The sequence below is a fragment of the Streptomyces sp. NPDC001292 genome (genome assembly GCF_042896465.1).
Classification (GTDB): Bacteria; Actinomycetota; Actinomycetes; order Streptomycetales; family Streptomycetaceae; genus Streptomyces.
This window is the reverse complement of record NZ_JBIAXG010000001.1, coordinates 578,268-592,933: the sequence shown is the minus strand read 5'-3', so window position 1 is coordinate 592,933 and position 14,666 is coordinate 578,268. Positions and strand designations below refer to the sequence as shown.

The 14,666-nt window shown below is 73.0% G+C and carries 16 protein-coding genes and 1 riboswitch; of the genes, 8 read left to right on the top strand and 8 right to left on the bottom strand.

Annotated elements, in window-relative coordinates; translation table 11 throughout:
- The first annotated feature begins 63 nt into the window (after positions 1–63).
- Positions 64–681, top strand: a complete 618-nt coding sequence (locus tag ACFY4A_RS02580) for a DUF4126 domain-containing protein (protein ID WP_390827575.1) — start codon at positions 64–66, stop codon at positions 679–681.
- 88 nt (positions 682–769) lie between these two features.
- On the top strand, positions 770–2,266 hold the full coding sequence (locus tag ACFY4A_RS02575; protein ID WP_390827574.1) for a phytoene desaturase family protein: 1,497 nt from the start codon (positions 770–772) through the stop codon (positions 2,264–2,266).
- A gap of 21 nt (positions 2,267–2,287) precedes the next feature.
- Here the strand turns inward: ACFY4A_RS02575 and ACFY4A_RS02570 are convergent, their stop codons facing one another.
- The 6 genes from ACFY4A_RS02570 to ACFY4A_RS02545 form a co-directional block, all read right to left on the bottom strand.
- Entirely contained in the window at positions 2,288–3,253 is a 966-nt protein-coding gene (locus ACFY4A_RS02570) for a hypothetical protein (RefSeq protein WP_390827573.1), read from the bottom strand.
- Positions 3,254–3,309: 56 nt separating this feature from the next.
- A complete protein-coding gene (gene metF, locus ACFY4A_RS02565; protein ID WP_390827572.1) occupies positions 3,310–4,233 on the bottom strand; it encodes a methylenetetrahydrofolate reductase [NAD(P)H] in 924 nt (307 codons plus the stop codon).
- Between the two features lie 200 nt (positions 4,234–4,433).
- Positions 4,434–5,099: a thiamine phosphate synthase gene (gene thiE / locus ACFY4A_RS02560; RefSeq protein WP_390827571.1), complete on the bottom strand. Its 666-nt coding sequence runs from the start codon at positions 5,097–5,099 to the stop codon at positions 4,434–4,436.
- A 139-nt stretch (positions 5,100–5,238) separates the two neighbouring features.
- Complete coding sequence (locus tag ACFY4A_RS02555) at positions 5,239–5,604, bottom strand: Rv2175c family DNA-binding protein (protein WP_390827570.1); 366 nt, start codon at positions 5,602–5,604, stop codon at positions 5,239–5,241.
- Positions 5,605–5,670: 66 nt separating this feature from the next.
- A complete protein-coding gene (locus ACFY4A_RS02550) occupies positions 5,671–6,900 on the bottom strand; it encodes an NAD(P)/FAD-dependent oxidoreductase (protein WP_390827569.1) in 1,230 nt (409 codons plus the stop codon).
- A gap of 33 nt (positions 6,901–6,933) precedes the next feature.
- Positions 6,934–7,350, bottom strand: coding sequence for a hypothetical protein (locus ACFY4A_RS02545; protein WP_390827568.1), 417 nt, complete (start codon positions 7,348–7,350; stop codon positions 6,934–6,936).
- Positions 7,351–7,403: 53 nt separating this feature from the next.
- Positions 7,404–7,515: riboswitch (TPP riboswitch) on the top strand.
- On the opposite strand from ACFY4A_RS02545, the gene thiO reads away from it, so the two are divergent.
- The 5 genes from thiO to ACFY4A_RS02520 all read left to right on the top strand — a co-directional run bounded on the left by thiO (position 7,513) and on the right by ACFY4A_RS02520 (position 12,890).
- A complete protein-coding gene (thiO, locus tag ACFY4A_RS02540) occupies positions 7,513–8,679 on the top strand; it encodes a glycine oxidase ThiO (RefSeq protein ID WP_390827567.1) in 1,167 nt (388 codons plus the stop codon). Its footprint overlaps the riboswitch before it by 3 nt.
- Positions 8,676–8,876, top strand: coding sequence for a sulfur carrier protein ThiS (thiS, locus tag ACFY4A_RS02535; protein WP_390827566.1), 201 nt, complete (start codon positions 8,676–8,678; stop codon positions 8,874–8,876). The genes thiO and thiS overlap by 4 nt, the downstream gene beginning before the upstream one ends.
- A gap of 3 nt (positions 8,877–8,879) precedes the next feature.
- On the top strand, positions 8,880–9,674 hold the full coding sequence (locus tag ACFY4A_RS02530; protein WP_390827565.1) for a thiazole synthase: 795 nt from the start codon (positions 8,880–8,882) through the stop codon (positions 9,672–9,674).
- Positions 9,675–10,004: 330 nt separating this feature from the next.
- Positions 10,005–11,951 carry a Stk1 family PASTA domain-containing Ser/Thr kinase gene (pknB, locus tag ACFY4A_RS02525; RefSeq protein ID WP_390827564.1) on the top strand — a complete coding sequence of 649 codons (1,947 nt, stop codon included), beginning with the start codon at positions 10,005–10,007 and terminating at the stop codon, positions 11,949–11,951.
- A 48-nt stretch (positions 11,952–11,999) separates the two neighbouring features.
- Positions 12,000–12,890 carry a deoxyribonuclease IV gene (locus tag ACFY4A_RS02520; RefSeq protein WP_390827563.1) on the top strand — a complete coding sequence of 297 codons (891 nt, stop codon included), beginning with the start codon at positions 12,000–12,002 and terminating at the stop codon, positions 12,888–12,890.
- Positions 12,891–12,932: 42 nt separating this feature from the next.
- On the opposite strand, the gene ACFY4A_RS02515 is transcribed toward ACFY4A_RS02520, so the two are convergent.
- Positions 12,933–13,589, bottom strand: coding sequence for a sulfite oxidase-like oxidoreductase (locus ACFY4A_RS02515; protein ID WP_390827562.1), 657 nt, complete (start codon positions 13,587–13,589; stop codon positions 12,933–12,935).
- Positions 13,590–13,743: 154 nt separating this feature from the next.
- On the opposite strand from ACFY4A_RS02515, the gene bfr reads away from it, so the two are divergent.
- Positions 13,744–14,262: a bacterioferritin gene (bfr, locus tag ACFY4A_RS02510; protein ID WP_390827561.1), complete on the top strand. Its 519-nt coding sequence runs from the start codon at positions 13,744–13,746 to the stop codon at positions 14,260–14,262.
- Between the two features lie 24 nt (positions 14,263–14,286).
- Here bfr and ACFY4A_RS02505 read toward each other — a convergent pair whose 3' ends face one another.
- A complete protein-coding gene (locus tag ACFY4A_RS02505) occupies positions 14,287–14,547 on the bottom strand; it encodes a bacterioferritin-associated ferredoxin (protein ID WP_390827560.1) in 261 nt (86 codons plus the stop codon).
- Positions 14,548–14,666 lie beyond the last annotated feature (119 nt).

Genomic DNA, 14,666 nt, shown 5'->3' with positions numbered 1-14,666 from the left:
GATACTCAGTCCTGTGTGCCCGCCCCCAGGACTCCGGGCGGCCCGCTGGCTACGATCGCCTCCGTGTCCGTACTCCCCATGGTGTTCACAAGCGGCTGGGCCAGCGGCATCAACGCGTACGCGGTGGTGCTGCTGCTCGGGGTGTTCGGTGCGACGGGACTGAGCGACGACGTCCCCGGCACCCTGCAGCGGCCGGAGGTGCTGATCGCGGCGGGCGTGCTGTTCGTGCTGGAGGCGGTCGCCGACAAGATCCCCTACGTGGACTCGGTGTGGGACACGGCGCACACCGTGATCCGCCCGGTCGCCGGGGCCTGGGTCGGCGCGCTGCTCGCGGGGCAGAGCGGCTCGCTGTCGGACGTCACGGCGGGCCTGGTCGGCGGTGGTACGGCGTTGGCCAGCCACTTGGTGAAGGCCGGGGCGCGGATGGCGGTCAACACCTCCCCCGAGCCCGTGAGCAACATGGTCGTGAGCCTGGCCGAGGACCTCGGAGTGGCCGGACTCGTCACCTTCGCGATCTTCCACCCGGTGGCGGCGGCGGTCATCGCCGGCGTCCTGCTGCTCGCCGGGGCCGTGATCGTCGCCTTCCTGGTCTCCCGGATCCGCCGCTTCCTGCGCCGCCGGGCCCAGCGCCGGGAGAGGAAACGCCGGCTCGCGGCCGAGGCGGGGTCTCCGCCGGGCTGAGCGTGCCCGCAGCCCCGCACGTCCGGGAAACCGCTGGTCAACGCCCCCGTGGCCGGGATTGTCAGTGGCGGTCGATAAAGTCGCGCACATGGCACGGATTGCGGTGATCGGCGCCGGGATGGGCGCGATGGCGGCCGCCGCCCGGCTGGCCGTCGCGGGCCACCGGGTGACGGTGTACGAGCGTACGGAGACGTACGGCGGCGCACTGCGCCGTTTCGAGCGGGACGGTTTCGCCTTCGACACCGGCCCCGGGCTGCTCCCGCTGCCCGCGGTCTACCGCGACCTGTTCGTCAAGACCGGCAAGGAGCCGCTGGAGGACCGCGTCGAGCTGGTCCAGGTGGACCCGTCCGCGCGGCACGTCTTCGCGGACGGCACCGAGGTGTCCCTGCCGAACGTCTCGCGCGCGGGTGTGGTCGCCGCGCTGGACGAAGCCCTGGGCGCGGGCGCCGGACAGCGCTGGGGCGACTTCCTGGTGCGGGCCCGCGAGGCCTGGGACCGCGCCCGCCGCCCGCTCCTGGAGGAGCCGCTGTGGCCCAACTGGCAGGTGCTGGCGGAGCGCGAGCCCTACCCGGCGGTGCCGCACAAGCGCCTGCTGCGCGCCCGGCGGGCCGGCACGCTCGCCGAGATCGGTGCCTGGGAGCTGCGCGACACGCGCCTCGCCGCCCTCCTGGAGAGCCACGCGCTCGCTCACGGCCTCGATCCGCGGACCGCTCCGGCGAGCGCGGCCGTACTGCCGTACCTGGACCACGCCTTCGGCACCTGGTACGTGCGCGGCGGCCTGCGCGAGCTGGCGCGCGCGGTGTACGAGCGGTGTCTGGCCCGCCGGGTCGAGTTCACCTTCGGCGCCGAGGTCACGGGAATCGTCGACAAGGACGGCCGGGCGGCGGGCGTGGAGCTCGCCGACGGGACGGTGGCCGAGGCGGAGTTCGTGGTCGCCGGTGTGCCTCCCCGGACGCTGGACGGCATGGTCAGGGGTACGGCCCTGCGGGGTGAAGCCGAGGTACCGCCGCGGCCGGGGGCGCCCAGCCGCCTGACCGTGCTGCTGGCGCTGCGCGGTGGCCGTCCCGAAGGGACGGCCCACCGGACCGTGGTGCACACCGAGGACCGCGCGGCCGAACTCGACGCGCTGTTCGGCGCGGCCCCCGGGCTGCCCGAGCGGCCCACGGTCGCGGTGTCGCGCCCCGGCGATCCGGCGCTGGTCCCGGACCCGGAGCACGAGGCGGTCACGCTCACGGCGACGGTCCCGGCGTCCGCCTCGGCGGATCCGCGGGCGCAGGCCGACCGCATGATCGCCGTCGCCTCGCGGGCGATACCCGGGCTCCGCGACCGCCTGCTCTGGCACGAGGTGCGCACCCCGGCCGACATCGCCAGGGTGACGGGCGCGGAGGGCGGGGCCGTCCCCGCGCCGGCGCTCGCGGCCGCTCAGGGGCGCCTGCTGCACCCGGCGAACACCACGGGACTCGCCGGCCTGTTCACCGTGGGCGGCTGGTCTCACCCCGGGGGCGGGCTGCCGCACGCCGGGATGTCGGGGGCGCTGGTGGCCGGGCTGATCGTGGAGGGACCGGAGTTCCGCGGCTCCCAGTGAGCCGGGGAGCGTTCGGAACGTTCAGAAACGGTACTGCTCGTCGAAGCCCGTGCCGTGCTGCGGCTGACCGTGGTTGTTGTCCTGGTACGGGTAGGACTGCTGCTCCTGCGGGAGTTGTTCGCCGCCGTAGGAGTCGTCGGTGCGCTGCTGCGGGACCCACACCCCGCCGGCCGGGGTGTCACCGCCGTAGCCGCCCGCGTAGGCGTCCTGGGTGCTGTAGCCCTGCTGGCCGTACCCCTGCTGGCCGCCGTAGCCGGTGTCGTAGGAGCCGCCGCCGTAGGTCTGGGTGCCGGCGTACGGGTCGGAGTAGGCGGCGTACTGCTGCTGCCCGGAGGCGTCGTAGCCGTAACCCTGCTGCCCGTAGCCGGAGTAGTCGTACGCGTGGCTCTGGTCGGTGCCCTGGGCCGCGGTGTACTGGTCCTGGGTCTTGCCGGCCCCCGGGTAGGGCGAGTGCGTGCCGCTCCGATGGGCCGAGTCGCCGTAGACGCCGTAGGAACCGGTGTCGTCGGGCAGGGGCTGCGGCTCGTACACGGCGGTGGGCTCGGCGGGCCGAGCGGGGGTGAAGACGTCGTCGCGGTCGTCGTCGCCGTGGCCGTAGGACAGGCCGTCGTGGCTGTGCAGGGCCTCCCTGGCGCCGGTGTCGCCGCCGGACACCTCGAGGTCGGAGACCTCCAGGGTCGGGTCCTGGTACTCGGCCTTGCCCCGGCGGCGCGGCTTGCCGCCTTCGGCGCCGGGACGGTTGACCGCCCAGCCCGCCGCGAAGCCGCGCCGGAAGGACAGCGTGACGTAGGTCTGGCCGACCGCGAACGCGGCCGCGCCCAGACCGATCACCACGACGGACGGGATCAGGACCCCGAGGACGACACCGAGGAAGCCGGCGAAGGCCAGCAGCCGCCAGCGCAACCGTGCCTTGTACTGCAGCAGCACCTCGCCCAGCAGCCACAGCGCGACGATGCCGAACGCGATGTAGAGGACCGTCCAGCCCATGTACGCCCCTCTCCCAGTGGCCGCTACGCAGTGTGTCGTACGCGGGTGCGGCCGGTCTAGGTCCGCGGCCGGTGGTGCAGACCCAGGTTCTCGTAGATTTCCAGCGTCGCCGTGGAATTGTTGAGCGTGATGAAGTGCAGCCCGGGCACTCCCTCGGCCTGCAGCCGCGCGCAGAACTCGGTGGCGAACTCGATCCCTAGGGAGCGTACCGCCGCCGGATCGTCCTCCGCCGCGCGGATCCGGTCTTTGAGGTCGTCCGGGATGGCGGCGTTGCTGAGTTGGGGCAGTCGCTCGAGCATCTTCACGCTGGTGACCGGCATGATCTCGGGAATGACGGGTGTCGCGCAACCGGCCGCGGCGACGCGGTCGCGCAGGCGAAGGTACGACTCCGGATCGAAGAACATCTGCGTGATGGCGTAGTCGGCGCCCGCGCGGCACTTGTCGACGAAGTGCGCGACGTCGGTGTCCCAGTCGGCGGAGCGGGGGTGCATCTCGGGGAAGGCCGCCACGCCGACGCAGAAGTCGCCCGCCTCCTTGATGAGCCGGACGAGTTCGGCGGCGTACGTCAGCCCTCTGGGGTGCGGGACCCACTCGCCCATCGGATCGCCGGGCGGGTCGCCGCGCACGGCGAGCATGTTGCGGATCCCCGCGTCGGCGTACTGGCCGATGATGTTGCGCAGTTCGGCGACGGAGTGGTTGACGGCGGTGAGGTGCGCCACCGGGGTGAGCGTGGTGTCGGACACGATCTGCTCGGTCGCCTTGACCGTGCCCGCGCGGGTGGAGCCGCCGGCACCGTACGTCACCGAGACGAAGTCGGGGGCGACGGCCTCGACCCTGCGCAGCGCGTTCCACAGGTTGCGCTCGCCCTTCGCCGTCTTCGGCGCCCAGAACTCGAAGGAGTACGTGCTCCTGCCGGTGGCGAGCATGTCACGCACGGTGCGTGCGCGATCAGTCCTGGTGGATGCGGTTCCGAGGGCCATACCGGCAGGCTATCCAGGGCACCGCGGTCTCCCAACCGGCCACCGGAAATTTGCCGGAATTGTCGGCTTCTTGTCCACCCCTCGGACAGCGGAGCCGGAAATGAGCGGGTCGGGCCGGACAGACTGTCCGAAAAGTGAGACGCCTGGCTGCCGCGCCCGACCGTGTCGCGCCGCGTCCCGCCCCGCCTCCCGTGCCTGCCCTACCCCGCCTGCCGCAGCCGCGCGGCGAACTCGGCCGCCGCCGCTCCGGGGTCGTCGGCCTCGGTGATCGCCCGGACCACGACGACACGGCGGGCGCCGGCCTCCAGGACCTGGTCCAGGTTGCCGAGGTCGATGCCGCCGATGGCGAACCAGGGCCGGTCGGTGCCGAGCGAGGCGGTGTAGCGGACCAGGTCGAGGCCGGGGGCGGGGCGGCCGGGCTTGGTGGGCGTGGGCCAGCAGGGTCCGGTGCAGAAGTAGTCCACGCCCTCCTGCACGGCCGCGGCGGCGGCCTCGTCCTCGGCGTGCGTGGACCGGCCGATGAGGGTGCCGTCGCCGAGGATCGCCCGGGCGGCGGGCACCGGGAGGTCCCCCTGCCCCAGGTGCAGCACATCGGCACCGGCCGCGTGGGCGACGTCCGCCCGGTCGTTGACCGCGAGCAGCTTCCCGTGCCGGGCGCACGCGTCGGCGAACACCTCCAGCAGGTCCAGCTCCTCCCCGGCCTCCAAGCCCTTGTCCCGCAACTGCACGACATCGACGCCCGACGCCAGCACCGCGTCCAGGAACCCTGCCAGGTCACCCTGCCGTCTCCGGGCGTCCGTGCACAGATAAAGGCGCGCGTCACCGAGCCCGTCGCGGGCAGCGGCTACGGCAGCGGTCTCAGGCATACGCGGGTCCCCCCGGCTCGTCGGTTCGGTGGCTCGTCCGGCCACTCGAACGGACCCTACCCGCCCCGCCCGCCCGGCCGACGTGGACACCGAGGCCCCGGCCGGGGGCCGGGGCCGGGTGCCCAGGCGGGTGGCCGGGTCAGACGGCGAGGGCCTGGGCGCGGCGCTTCACCTCTGTGCCGCGGTTCTCACTCAGGGCCTGGGCGGGGGTGCCCGGCAGGGTCGGGTCGGGGGTGAACAGCCATTCGATCATCTCTTCGACCGTGAAGCCGTCGTCCCTCAGGAGCGTCAAGGTGCCGGACAGGCCCTTGACGACCTTGTCGCCGTCGATGAAGGCGGCGGGGACGTGCAGCGCGCGGTTCCCACCCCGGCGTACGGCGATGAGCTGGCCCTCCTTGACCAGCTGCCGTACGCGCGTCACCTCGACGCCGAGCCGTTCGGCGATGTCGGGAAGGGTGAGCCAGGCAGGGACGAGAGCATCGATCTTTGCGTCAATCTCGGTCACGGAAACAAGCGTGCCATCTGCCACTGACACTCGGAAGCCAGGCCCGTCCACCCGTGGCCGCGTGCCTCACGCAGTCGCCGCCTTCAGGGGCTTCGCCGGGTCCGCCAGCAGCCGCGGATCCATGGGCGTGCCGGACTCGATCAGCCGCCGCCCCTGCGCCAGATCCCGCGGCCGGCCGACGGCCAGCAGGGCGACGAGCCGGCCCTCGCGGAGCCAGCAGACCGTCCACGCCGGTCCGGTGCGCTCACCGCGCCAGACCACGGTGTCGGCCGACGTGTGGTGGCCGGCGTACTGCACGAAGCGCCCGAACTGCTCGGACCAGAAATACGGCACCGGGTCGTAGACCACGGGGGTGAGGCCGATGATGTCGGCCGCGACCGTGCGCGGGCCCTGGAGCGCGTTGTCCCAGTGGTGGATCAGCAGGCGCTCGCCGTACCGTCCCGAGGGGAAGGAGGCGCAGTCGCCGACCGCGTACACGTCCGGCACGGACGTGCGCAGGTGGTCGTCGGCCAGGACTTCCCCGTGCCGGCCCAGCTCGATGCCGGAGCCGGCCAGCCAACCGGTGGCGGGGCGCGCCCCGATGCCGACCACGACGGCGCCCGCGGGCAGCCGCGAGCCGTCGTCGAGCACCACCGCGCCGGGTTCGACGCGCTCCACGCGCGCGTGGGTGCGCAGTTCGGTGCCGCTGTCGGCGTACCAGGCGGTCATCGGCTCGGCCACCTCCGCGGGCAGCGCCCCCGCGAGCGGCCGGTCCGCGGCCTCCACGACGGTCACGGCGCAGCCGGCCTCGCGCGCGGCGGTGGCGAACTCGGCGCCGATCCAGCCCGCGCCGACGACCACGATGTCGTGCTGCTCGGTGAGCACCGGCCGCAGCCGTTCGGCGTCGTCCAGGGTGCGCAGCAGGTGGACCCCGGGAACGCCCTCCGCGCCGGGCAGCCGGATCGGTTCGGCGCCGGTGGCCAGGACGAGGACGTCGTAGGGCACCGGTCCGGCCGAGGTCTCCAGCACATGCGCGTCGGGCCGCACGGCCAGCGCCTCGCAGCCGAGCCGCAGTTCGAGGCCGAGCGCCTCGAAGTCGATGTCGAAGGCGGAGCCCTCGGCCTTGCCGAGCAGGACGGCCTTCGACAGCGGCGGCCGGTCGTAGGGCTGGTGGGGTTCGGCGCCGATCAGTGTCACGGTGCCGGTGAAGCCCTGCTCGCGCAGGGCGACCGCGGTCTGCACGCCGGCCATGCCCGCGCCCGCGACGACCACGCGCCGCGGCCCTGACGTGCCCTGTTCCTGCGTCTGGTCGCTCACCTGATCACCATAAACCGGCTGGCAGACCGTCAGTCAGGAGCGTGCGGGGGTGACCTGCTCCACAACCTCTTCCACCGCGCTCGTCCCGCTGCCCGGCTGCGACTCCCACTCCCAGGTCTCCTCCAACCGCACCCGCCCGTCGGGCAGTTCGACCACCGTCGAGGCGCAGTGACCCGAAGAGGTGGTCCCGTCCCGCTTGAGCTGGACGTACCGGAAGTCGAGCCGGTCACCTTCCCTGGTACCCACCAGATGGCCGCGTACGACGTCCCCGCCCGCGTACTCGGCCCAGATCTCCCCGTTCCGCTCGTGATACGCGAACCGGGTGCGCGTGCCCACCTGGCCCGGGGCCTGGTCGGCGACCGGGGCGAGTACGCGCCCGTCGAGCGAGGGAAGGGGCCGGGCGGGGCCACCCGCCCGAGGGTCGTGGCTGGAGACGGGCGGGCGGGTCATGACGGGAGGCTCCCTTACCGGGGCGATGCTCTGCGGGCTAGGGTGGCCACCGTACAAGCACTCGCGGGAGCCCGGACGCACCGGGCTGAGAGGGAGGCTGGCGGCCTCCGACCGTACGAACCTGATCCGGGTCATGCCGGCGAAGGGAGGGGCTGGACGCCCATGTCGTTGCCACGTACGTCAGACGTCCTCGTCGTGGGGGGCGGGATCATCGGGCTGGTGACGGCCTGGCGCTCGGCGCAGCGCGGGTTCGCCACGGCCGTGGTGGACCCCGAGCCGGGCGGCGGGGCCGCACAGGTGGCCGCCGGGATGCTGGCCGCCGTCACCGAACTGCACTACGGCGAGCAGACCCTGCTCGGGCTCAACCTGGCCTCCGCCCGCCGCTACCCGGACTTCGCGGCCGAGTTGACCGAGCTGACCGGCCAGGACCTCGGCTACCGCCGCTGCGGCACCCTCGCCGTCGCACTGGACGCCGACGACCGCGCCCACCTGCGGGAACTGCACGATCTTCAGCGCCGGTCGGGCCTGGACTCCGAGTGGCTGTCCGGGCGGGACTGCCGCCGCCTGGAGCCGATGCTCGCGCCGGGCGTGCGCGGCGGACTGCGGGTGGACGGCGACCATCAGATCGACCCGCGGCGGCTCGCCCGCGCCCTGGTCACGGCCTGCGAGCGGGCGGGCGTGGTCTTCCACCGCACCTGGGCCGGCCGGCTCACCCTGGCCCGCGACCGGGCCACGGGCTGTGTGCTGCGCGACGGCACCGCGCCGGCCGCGGACCGGGTGGTGCTCGCGGCGGGCAGCCACAGCGGACGGCTCGCGGGCGTCCCGGACGACGTGCTGCCGCCGGTGCGGCCGGTGAAGGGACAGGTGCTGCGGCTGACGGTGCCGAAGCGGTACGCGCCGTTCCTGAGTCGTACCGTGCGGGCCGTGGTGCGCGGCGGCCAGGTCTACCTGGTGCCGCGGCTCAGCGGCGAGCTGGTCGTCGGGGCGACGAGCGAGGAGCTGGGCTGGGACACGACGGTGACGGCGGGCGGCGTGTACCAGCTGCTGCGCGACGCGCACGAACTGGTGCCCGGGATCACCGAGCTGCCGCTCACGGAGACCCGGGCGGGACTTCGGCCCGGCTCCCCCGACAACGCGCCGCTGCTCGGCCCGACCGGGCTGGACGGCCTGCTGCTGGCCACCGGGCACTACCGCAACGGCGTGCTGCTCACGCCGGTCACCGGTGACGCCATGGCGCACGTCCTGACCACCGGCGAGCTGCCGGACGAGGTCCGCCCCTTCTCCCCCAGGCGTTTTCACGCCGCCGCACTCACGGGGCGGCCCGTATGAACATCTCCGTCAACGGTGAGCCCCGCCGGGTCGCGCCCGGCACGTCCCTCGGCACCGTCGTGCAGACCCTGACCGCGGCGCCCTCCGGGGTGGCCGCCGCCCTCAACGAGACCGTCGTCCCGCGCGCGCGGTGGTCGTCCACGGCCCTGGCCGAGGGCGACCGCGTCGAAGTGCTGACCGCCGTCCAGGGAGGCTGAGCCATGGCCGACGATCCCTTCGTCCTCGGTGGTGCGTCCCTCACCTCCCGGCTGATCATGGGTACCGGCGGCGCGCCCAGCCTGGACGTGCTGGAGCGAGCGCTGGTGGCCTCCGGCACGGAGCTGACCACGGTCGCGATGCGGCGGGTGGACCCCTCCGTGCACGGCTCCGTGCTGTCGGTGCTGGAGTCGCTCGGGATCCGGGTGCTGCCCAACACCGCGGGCTGCTTCACCGCGGGTGAGGCGGTGCTCACCGCCCGGCTGGCGCGGGAGGCGCTGGGCACGGACCTCGTCAAGCTGGAGGTCATCGCCGACGAGCGCACGCTGCTGCCGGACCCGATCGAGCTGCTGGACGCGGCGGAGACGCTGGTCGACGACGGGTTCACAGTGCTGCCGTACACGAACGACGACCCGGTGCTGGCACGGAAGCTGGAGGACGTGGGCTGCGCCGCGATCATGCCCCTGGGCTCGCCCATCGGATCGGGACTCGGCATCCGCAACCCGCACAACTTCCAGCTGATCGTGGAGCACGCGCGCGTGCCGGTGATCCTGGACGCCGGGGCCGGTACGGCCTCGGACGTGGCGCTGGCCATGGAGCTGGGGTGTGCCGGGGTGATGCTGGCCTCCGCGGTGACGCGGGCGCAGGAGCCGGTGCTGATGGCCACGGCGATGCGGTCCGCCGTGGAGGCGGGGCGGCTGGCCCGTCTGGCCGGGCGGATCCCCAAGCGGCACTTCGCGGAGGCGTCGTCCCCGGCGGAGGGCCTGGCCAGGCTGGACCCGGAGCGGCCCGCGTTCTAGGGTCTTTCGTTCGGATCGGGCCGGATCAGGGAGCGAAGTCCGGTGCTGGGGGCACCTCCCACGCCCTTCGGGCAGTGGGGGAGCATCGCAGGGCGGAGGAGGTCGGCAGGGCGGAGCCCCACCGACCGACGACAACGCGGCTGGGGGTCCCCTGCTCGAAGAGCTTGGAGGAGCGTGCCGGACCCCGCGAGCCCGGCCTGATCAAAACGCGAGGCGCCAGGCCGGCACCGCTCTCACGAGTGCGTGCGCCGCGTCACAGGTCGGCTTCAGTCCCGCCGCGACACCGTCCGCGATCCGTGCGTGTCCGTGGCGGCTCGTAGACTCGCCTGCGTGGATACGACCCTTCAGGACCCCCTCGTCGGGCAGGTGCTCGACGGCCGTTATCGCGTCGACGCGCGGATCGCCGTCGGTGGGATGGCCACGGTCTACCGGGCCCTGGACACCCGCCTGGACCGGGTCCTCGCGCTCAAGGTGATGCACCCCACGCTCGCGGCCGACGGCTCGTTCGTGGAGCGGTTCATCCGGGAGGCCAAGTCGGTCGCGCGGCTGGCCCACCCGAACGTCGTGCAGGTCTTCGACCAGGGCACGGACGGGTCGTACGTGTACCTCGCCATGGAGTACGTGGCCGGCTGCACCCTGCGCGACGTGCTGCGCGAGCGCGGGGCGCTCCAGCCGCGCGCGGCGCTGGACATCCTGGAGCCGGTGCTCGCCGCGCTGGGGGCCGCGCACCGGGCCGGGTTCGTGCACCGTGACATGAAGCCGGAGAACGTCCTGATAGGGGACGACGGCCGGGTCAAGGTCGCCGACTTCGGGCTGGTGCGGTCCGTGGACACGGTGACGAACACCACCGGTGCCGTCCTCGGCACCGTGTCCTACCTCGCGCCGGAGCAGATCGAGCGCGGCACCGCCGACCCCCGGGTCGACGTGTACGCGTGCGGGGTCGTGCTGTACGAGATGCTGACCGGCGGCAAGCCGCACCAGGGGGAGTCCCCCGCCCAGGTGCTGTACCAGCACCTCCACGAGGACGTCCCGGCCCCGTCGGCCGCCGTGCCGGGACTGCCCTTCGAGCTGGACGAACTGGTCGCGGAGGCCACCGCGCGCACCCCGGACATCCGGCCGCACGACGCGGTCGCGCTGCTCGCGCGGGTCCGCGAGGCGCGGTCCGCGCTCAGCCCGGACCAGCTGGACGCGCTGCCGCCGCAGGCCCTCACCGCGGCGGAGCACGACAACGCCGAGGACCGTACGAGCGTCATCCCGCGCGCACTGACGACGCCGATCCGCCCGGCCGCCGGCGGGGGCGATGAGCCGGCCGAGGCCGCCCTCAACCGCACCAGCCGGCTCCAGGCGCCCCCGCCCCCACCGCAGCCGACCGTTGCGCGGCGCCCCGGGCGGCCCCGGCGCACACTGCTCACGGTGGTCGGCGCCGTCCTGCTGGTCCTCGGGGTAGGCGGGGGTGTGTGGTACATCAACTCCGGCCAGTTCACGAAGGTCCCGCCGCTGCTGGCGAAGACCGAGGCGCAGGCCAGGGAGCGGCTCAAGGAGGCCGGTCTCGGCGTCGACCGGGTCGAGCACGCCTACAGCGACACGGTCGGGCGCGGCACGGTCATCAGCACCGACCCGCAGGCGGGCGCCCGGATCCGCAGCCACGGCTCCGTGACGCTCACGGTCTCCGACGGCCCCGAGACCGTGCGGGTGCCCGACGTGAAGGGCCACCGGCTGGACGAGGCGCGGACCCTGCTGAAGAAGGAGGGCCTCGAGCCGGGCATGGTGAGCCGGGAGTTCAGCAACGACGTCCCCCGTGGCGTCGTGATCGGCACGGACCCCGAGACGGGCACCGAGCGGCGCTCCGGCTCGGCGATCGCGCTCACCGTCAGCAAGGGCCGCGCGGTGGACGTGCCGGACGTCACCGGCGAGGACCTGGACGCGGCGCGGTCCGACCTTCAGGACGCCGGCCTGAAGGTGCGGATCTCCTCCGAGCAGGTCGACTCCGAGTTCGACAAGGGCCAGGTCGCCCGGCAGAGTCCGGCGGGCGACAGCGAGGCCGCCGAGGGCGACACGGTCACGCTGACGCTGTCCAAGGGCCCGGAGATGGTCGAGGTGCCGGACGTGACCGGCAACAGTGTCGGCGACGCGAAGAACACGCTGCAGAAGGCCGGCTTCCAGGTGCAGGAGGACCGCGGGCTGCTCGGGCTGTTCGGCGACACCGTCAAGAAGCAGTCGGTGAAGGGCGGCGACCGGGCGCCGAAGGGCTCGACGATAACGATCACCATCCGGTGACGGCGGCCCGGCGGCCGGGGGCCGCCGGGCGCGTGGCACCCTGAGCAGGTGAGCAGTCAGCGGTCCCGTCCCCTCCCCGGTCCCTCCCGCAACCCGATCGGCGGCCATGTGCCCGTCGCCGGCGGGCTGCATTCCGTGGGCCTGTCGTACGCCCGTGACCTCCGGGCCGAGACCGTGCAGGTCTTCGTCGCCAATCCGCGCGGCTGGGCCACGCCCGCGGGCAACCCGCGGCAGGACGAGCGGTTCCGCGCGGCCTGCGCCGAGCAGTCGCTCCCGGCGTACGTCCACGCCCCGTACCTGATCAACTTCGGCTCCCACACCGAGGCGACCGTGGAGCGGTCGGTGGAGTCGCTGCGGCACTCGCTGCGGCGTGGCCGGGAGATCGGCGCGCTGGGCGTCGTCGTGCACACCGGGAGCGCGACCGGCGGCCGGGACCGGTCCGTCGCGCTGAAGCAGGTGCGGGAGCACATGCTGCCGCTGCTCGACGAGCTCACCCACGACGACGACCCGTACCTGCTCCTGGAGTCCACCGCCGGCCAGGGTGCCTCGCTGTGCTCGCGCACCTGGGACTTCGGGCCGTACTTCGAAGCCCTGGACGCCCATCCGAGGCTGGGCGTGTGCCTGGACACCTGCCACATCTTCGCCGCCGGGCACGACCTGACCGGCCCGGACGGCATGCACCGGACACTTGACCTGCTGGTGGAGACGGTCGGCGAGGGTCGGCTGCGGCTGATCCACGCCAACGACTCCAAGGACGTGGCCGGCGCGCACAAGGACCGGCACGAGAACATCGGCGCCGGCCGCATCGGCGAGGACCCCTTCCGCGCACTGATGACCCACCCCGCCACCGAGGGCGTCCCGCTGATCATCGAGACCCCGGGCGGCAAGGCGGGCCACACGGCGGACGTGGAGCGCCTGAAGCGGCTCAGGGACGGATGAGGAAGGTGTGAGGAAGCACCGGGACGGCTTCCGGGACGGCCGTCAGAGTTCCGGTCCGTCCCCCGGTTCCTCCTGGTAGGAGTAGCGCTGCTCCTTCCAGGGGTCGCCGAGGTTGTGGTAGCCGCGCTCCTCCCAGAAGCCGCGGCGGTCGGCGGTCATGTACTCCACGCCGCGCACCCACTTGGGGCCCTTCCAGGCGTACAGGTGGGGGACGATCAGGCGGAGCGGGAAGCCGTGCTCGGCGGTGAGCAGTTCGCCGTCCTTGTGCGTGGCGAGGAGGGTGCGCTCCGAGGTGAAGTCGGACAGGCGCAGGTTGGAGCTGAACCCGTACTCCGCCCACACCATCACGTGGGTGACGTTCGCCGCGGGCGGGGCGATGTCCAGGATGGTGCGCGCGGGGATGCCGCCCCACTCGGCGCCGACCATGCTGTACTTCGTGACGCAGTGCAGATCGGCCACCACGGTGGTGTACGGCAGGGCCGTGAACTCCTCGTGGGTCCAGCAGTGCTTCTCGCCGTCGGCGGTGGCGCCGAAGACCCGGAAGTCCCAGCGCTCGGGCCGGAACTTGGGCACCGGGCCGTAGTGCGTGACCGGCCAGCCGCGCTGGAGCCGCTGTCCCGGCGGAAGTTCCGGCTGTGCCGCTCCCGTCGGCACTGCCCCAGACGCGTCCCCTGACGCGCGTTCCACCGGCTGACCCATGACTCCATCCTGACAGACCGGAGAGGGTGCACATGACCAGCCCGGGGGCGATCCGGGCAACTCGCACTAAGTATGCACTTACTGGACGGCCGTGTGTGCCGGTGAAATCATGCGCGAGATCGGCCCAGAGACGTCCGGAAGGAGCCCCGCCGCCATGCAAGGCGACCCCGAGGTGATCGAACTGCTCAACGAGCAGCTGACCTCCGAGCTCACCGCGATCAACCAGTACTTCCTGCACTCCAAGATCCAGGACCACAAGGGCTGGACGAAGCTCGCCAAGTACACCCGCGACGAGTCGTTCGACGAGATGCGGCACGCGGAGCTCCTGACCGACCGGATCCTGCTGCTGGACGGCCTGCCGAACTACCAGCGGCTCTTCCACGTCCAGGTCGGGCAGACGGTGACGGAGATGTTCCGGGCCGACCGGCAGATCGAGGTCGAGGCCATCGACCGGCTGCGCCGAGGCGTGGAGCTGATGCGCGACAAGGACGACATCACGTCGGCGAACATCTTCGAGGCGATCCTCGCCGACGAGGAGCACCACATCGACTACCTGGACACCCAGCTGGAGCTGGTCGACAAGCTGGGCGAGGCGCTCTATCTCTCGACCGTCGTCGAGCAGAGCCAGCCGGACCCCTCGGGCCCCGGCACCCACGGCTTCTCCAGCCACTGAGGCGGCCGTCGGCGGCCTTCACCTCTAGGCGGCGTCGCCCAGCTCCTTCGGGCGTGCGCCGGGAGCCCCACCCGTGAGCGGCGCGAGCGCCGGGCCGCCCTGGTCGATCAGCTCGCGGCGCGGGCAGGTGCCCCGGCCGAGCAGCGCCTGGATGCGGCGGACGCACCCGCCGCAGTCGGTGCCTGCCTTGCAGACGGAGGCGATCTTGCGAGGTGTGCAGGCGCCGTCGTCCGCGTGCTGCTTGACCTGCTGCTCGGTGACACCGAAGCAACTGCAGACGTACACGCGGTTCACCTCCCGCCGGGATCGGTTCAGTGGTGCCGTCCCGACTTCTCGGTGAGGCAAACCTAACCTTACTCACCGCACGAATGCCGGAAAAGGGGCAGGGGCGCGGATCCCATGTG

Excerpts from the sequence above, each read along its gene's own strand:
- ACFY4A_RS02530 (WP_390827565.1), top strand. The coding sequence starts at position 8,880 with ATGGCCGACGATCCCTTCGTCCTCGGTGGTGCGTCCCTCACCTCCCGG.
- metF (WP_390827572.1), bottom strand. The coding sequence starts at position 4,233 with ATGGCCCTCGGAACCGCATCCACCAGGACTGATCGCGCACGCACCGTG.
- ACFY4A_RS02575 (WP_390827574.1), top strand. The coding sequence starts at position 770 with ATGGCACGGATTGCGGTGATCGGCGCCGGGATGGGCGCGATGGCGGCC.
- thiE (WP_390827571.1), bottom strand. The coding sequence starts at position 5,099 with ATGCCTGAGACCGCTGCCGTAGCCGCTGCCCGCGACGGGCTCGGTGAC.
- bfr (WP_390827561.1), top strand. The coding sequence starts at position 13,744 with ATGCAAGGCGACCCCGAGGTGATCGAACTGCTCAACGAGCAGCTGACC.
- thiO (WP_390827567.1), top strand. The coding sequence starts at position 7,513 with ATGTCGTTGCCACGTACGTCAGACGTCCTCGTCGTGGGGGGCGGGATC.
- ACFY4A_RS02545 (WP_390827568.1), bottom strand. The coding sequence starts at position 7,350 with ATGACCCGCCCGCCCGTCTCCAGCCACGACCCTCGGGCGGGTGGCCCC.
- thiS (WP_390827566.1), top strand. The coding sequence starts at position 8,676 with ATGAACATCTCCGTCAACGGTGAGCCCCGCCGGGTCGCGCCCGGCACG.
- ACFY4A_RS02515 (WP_390827562.1), bottom strand. The coding sequence starts at position 13,589 with ATGGGTCAGCCGGTGGAACGCGCGTCAGGGGACGCGTCTGGGGCAGTG.
- ACFY4A_RS02570 (WP_390827573.1), bottom strand. The coding sequence starts at position 3,253 with ATGGGCTGGACGGTCCTCTACATCGCGTTCGGCATCGTCGCGCTGTGG.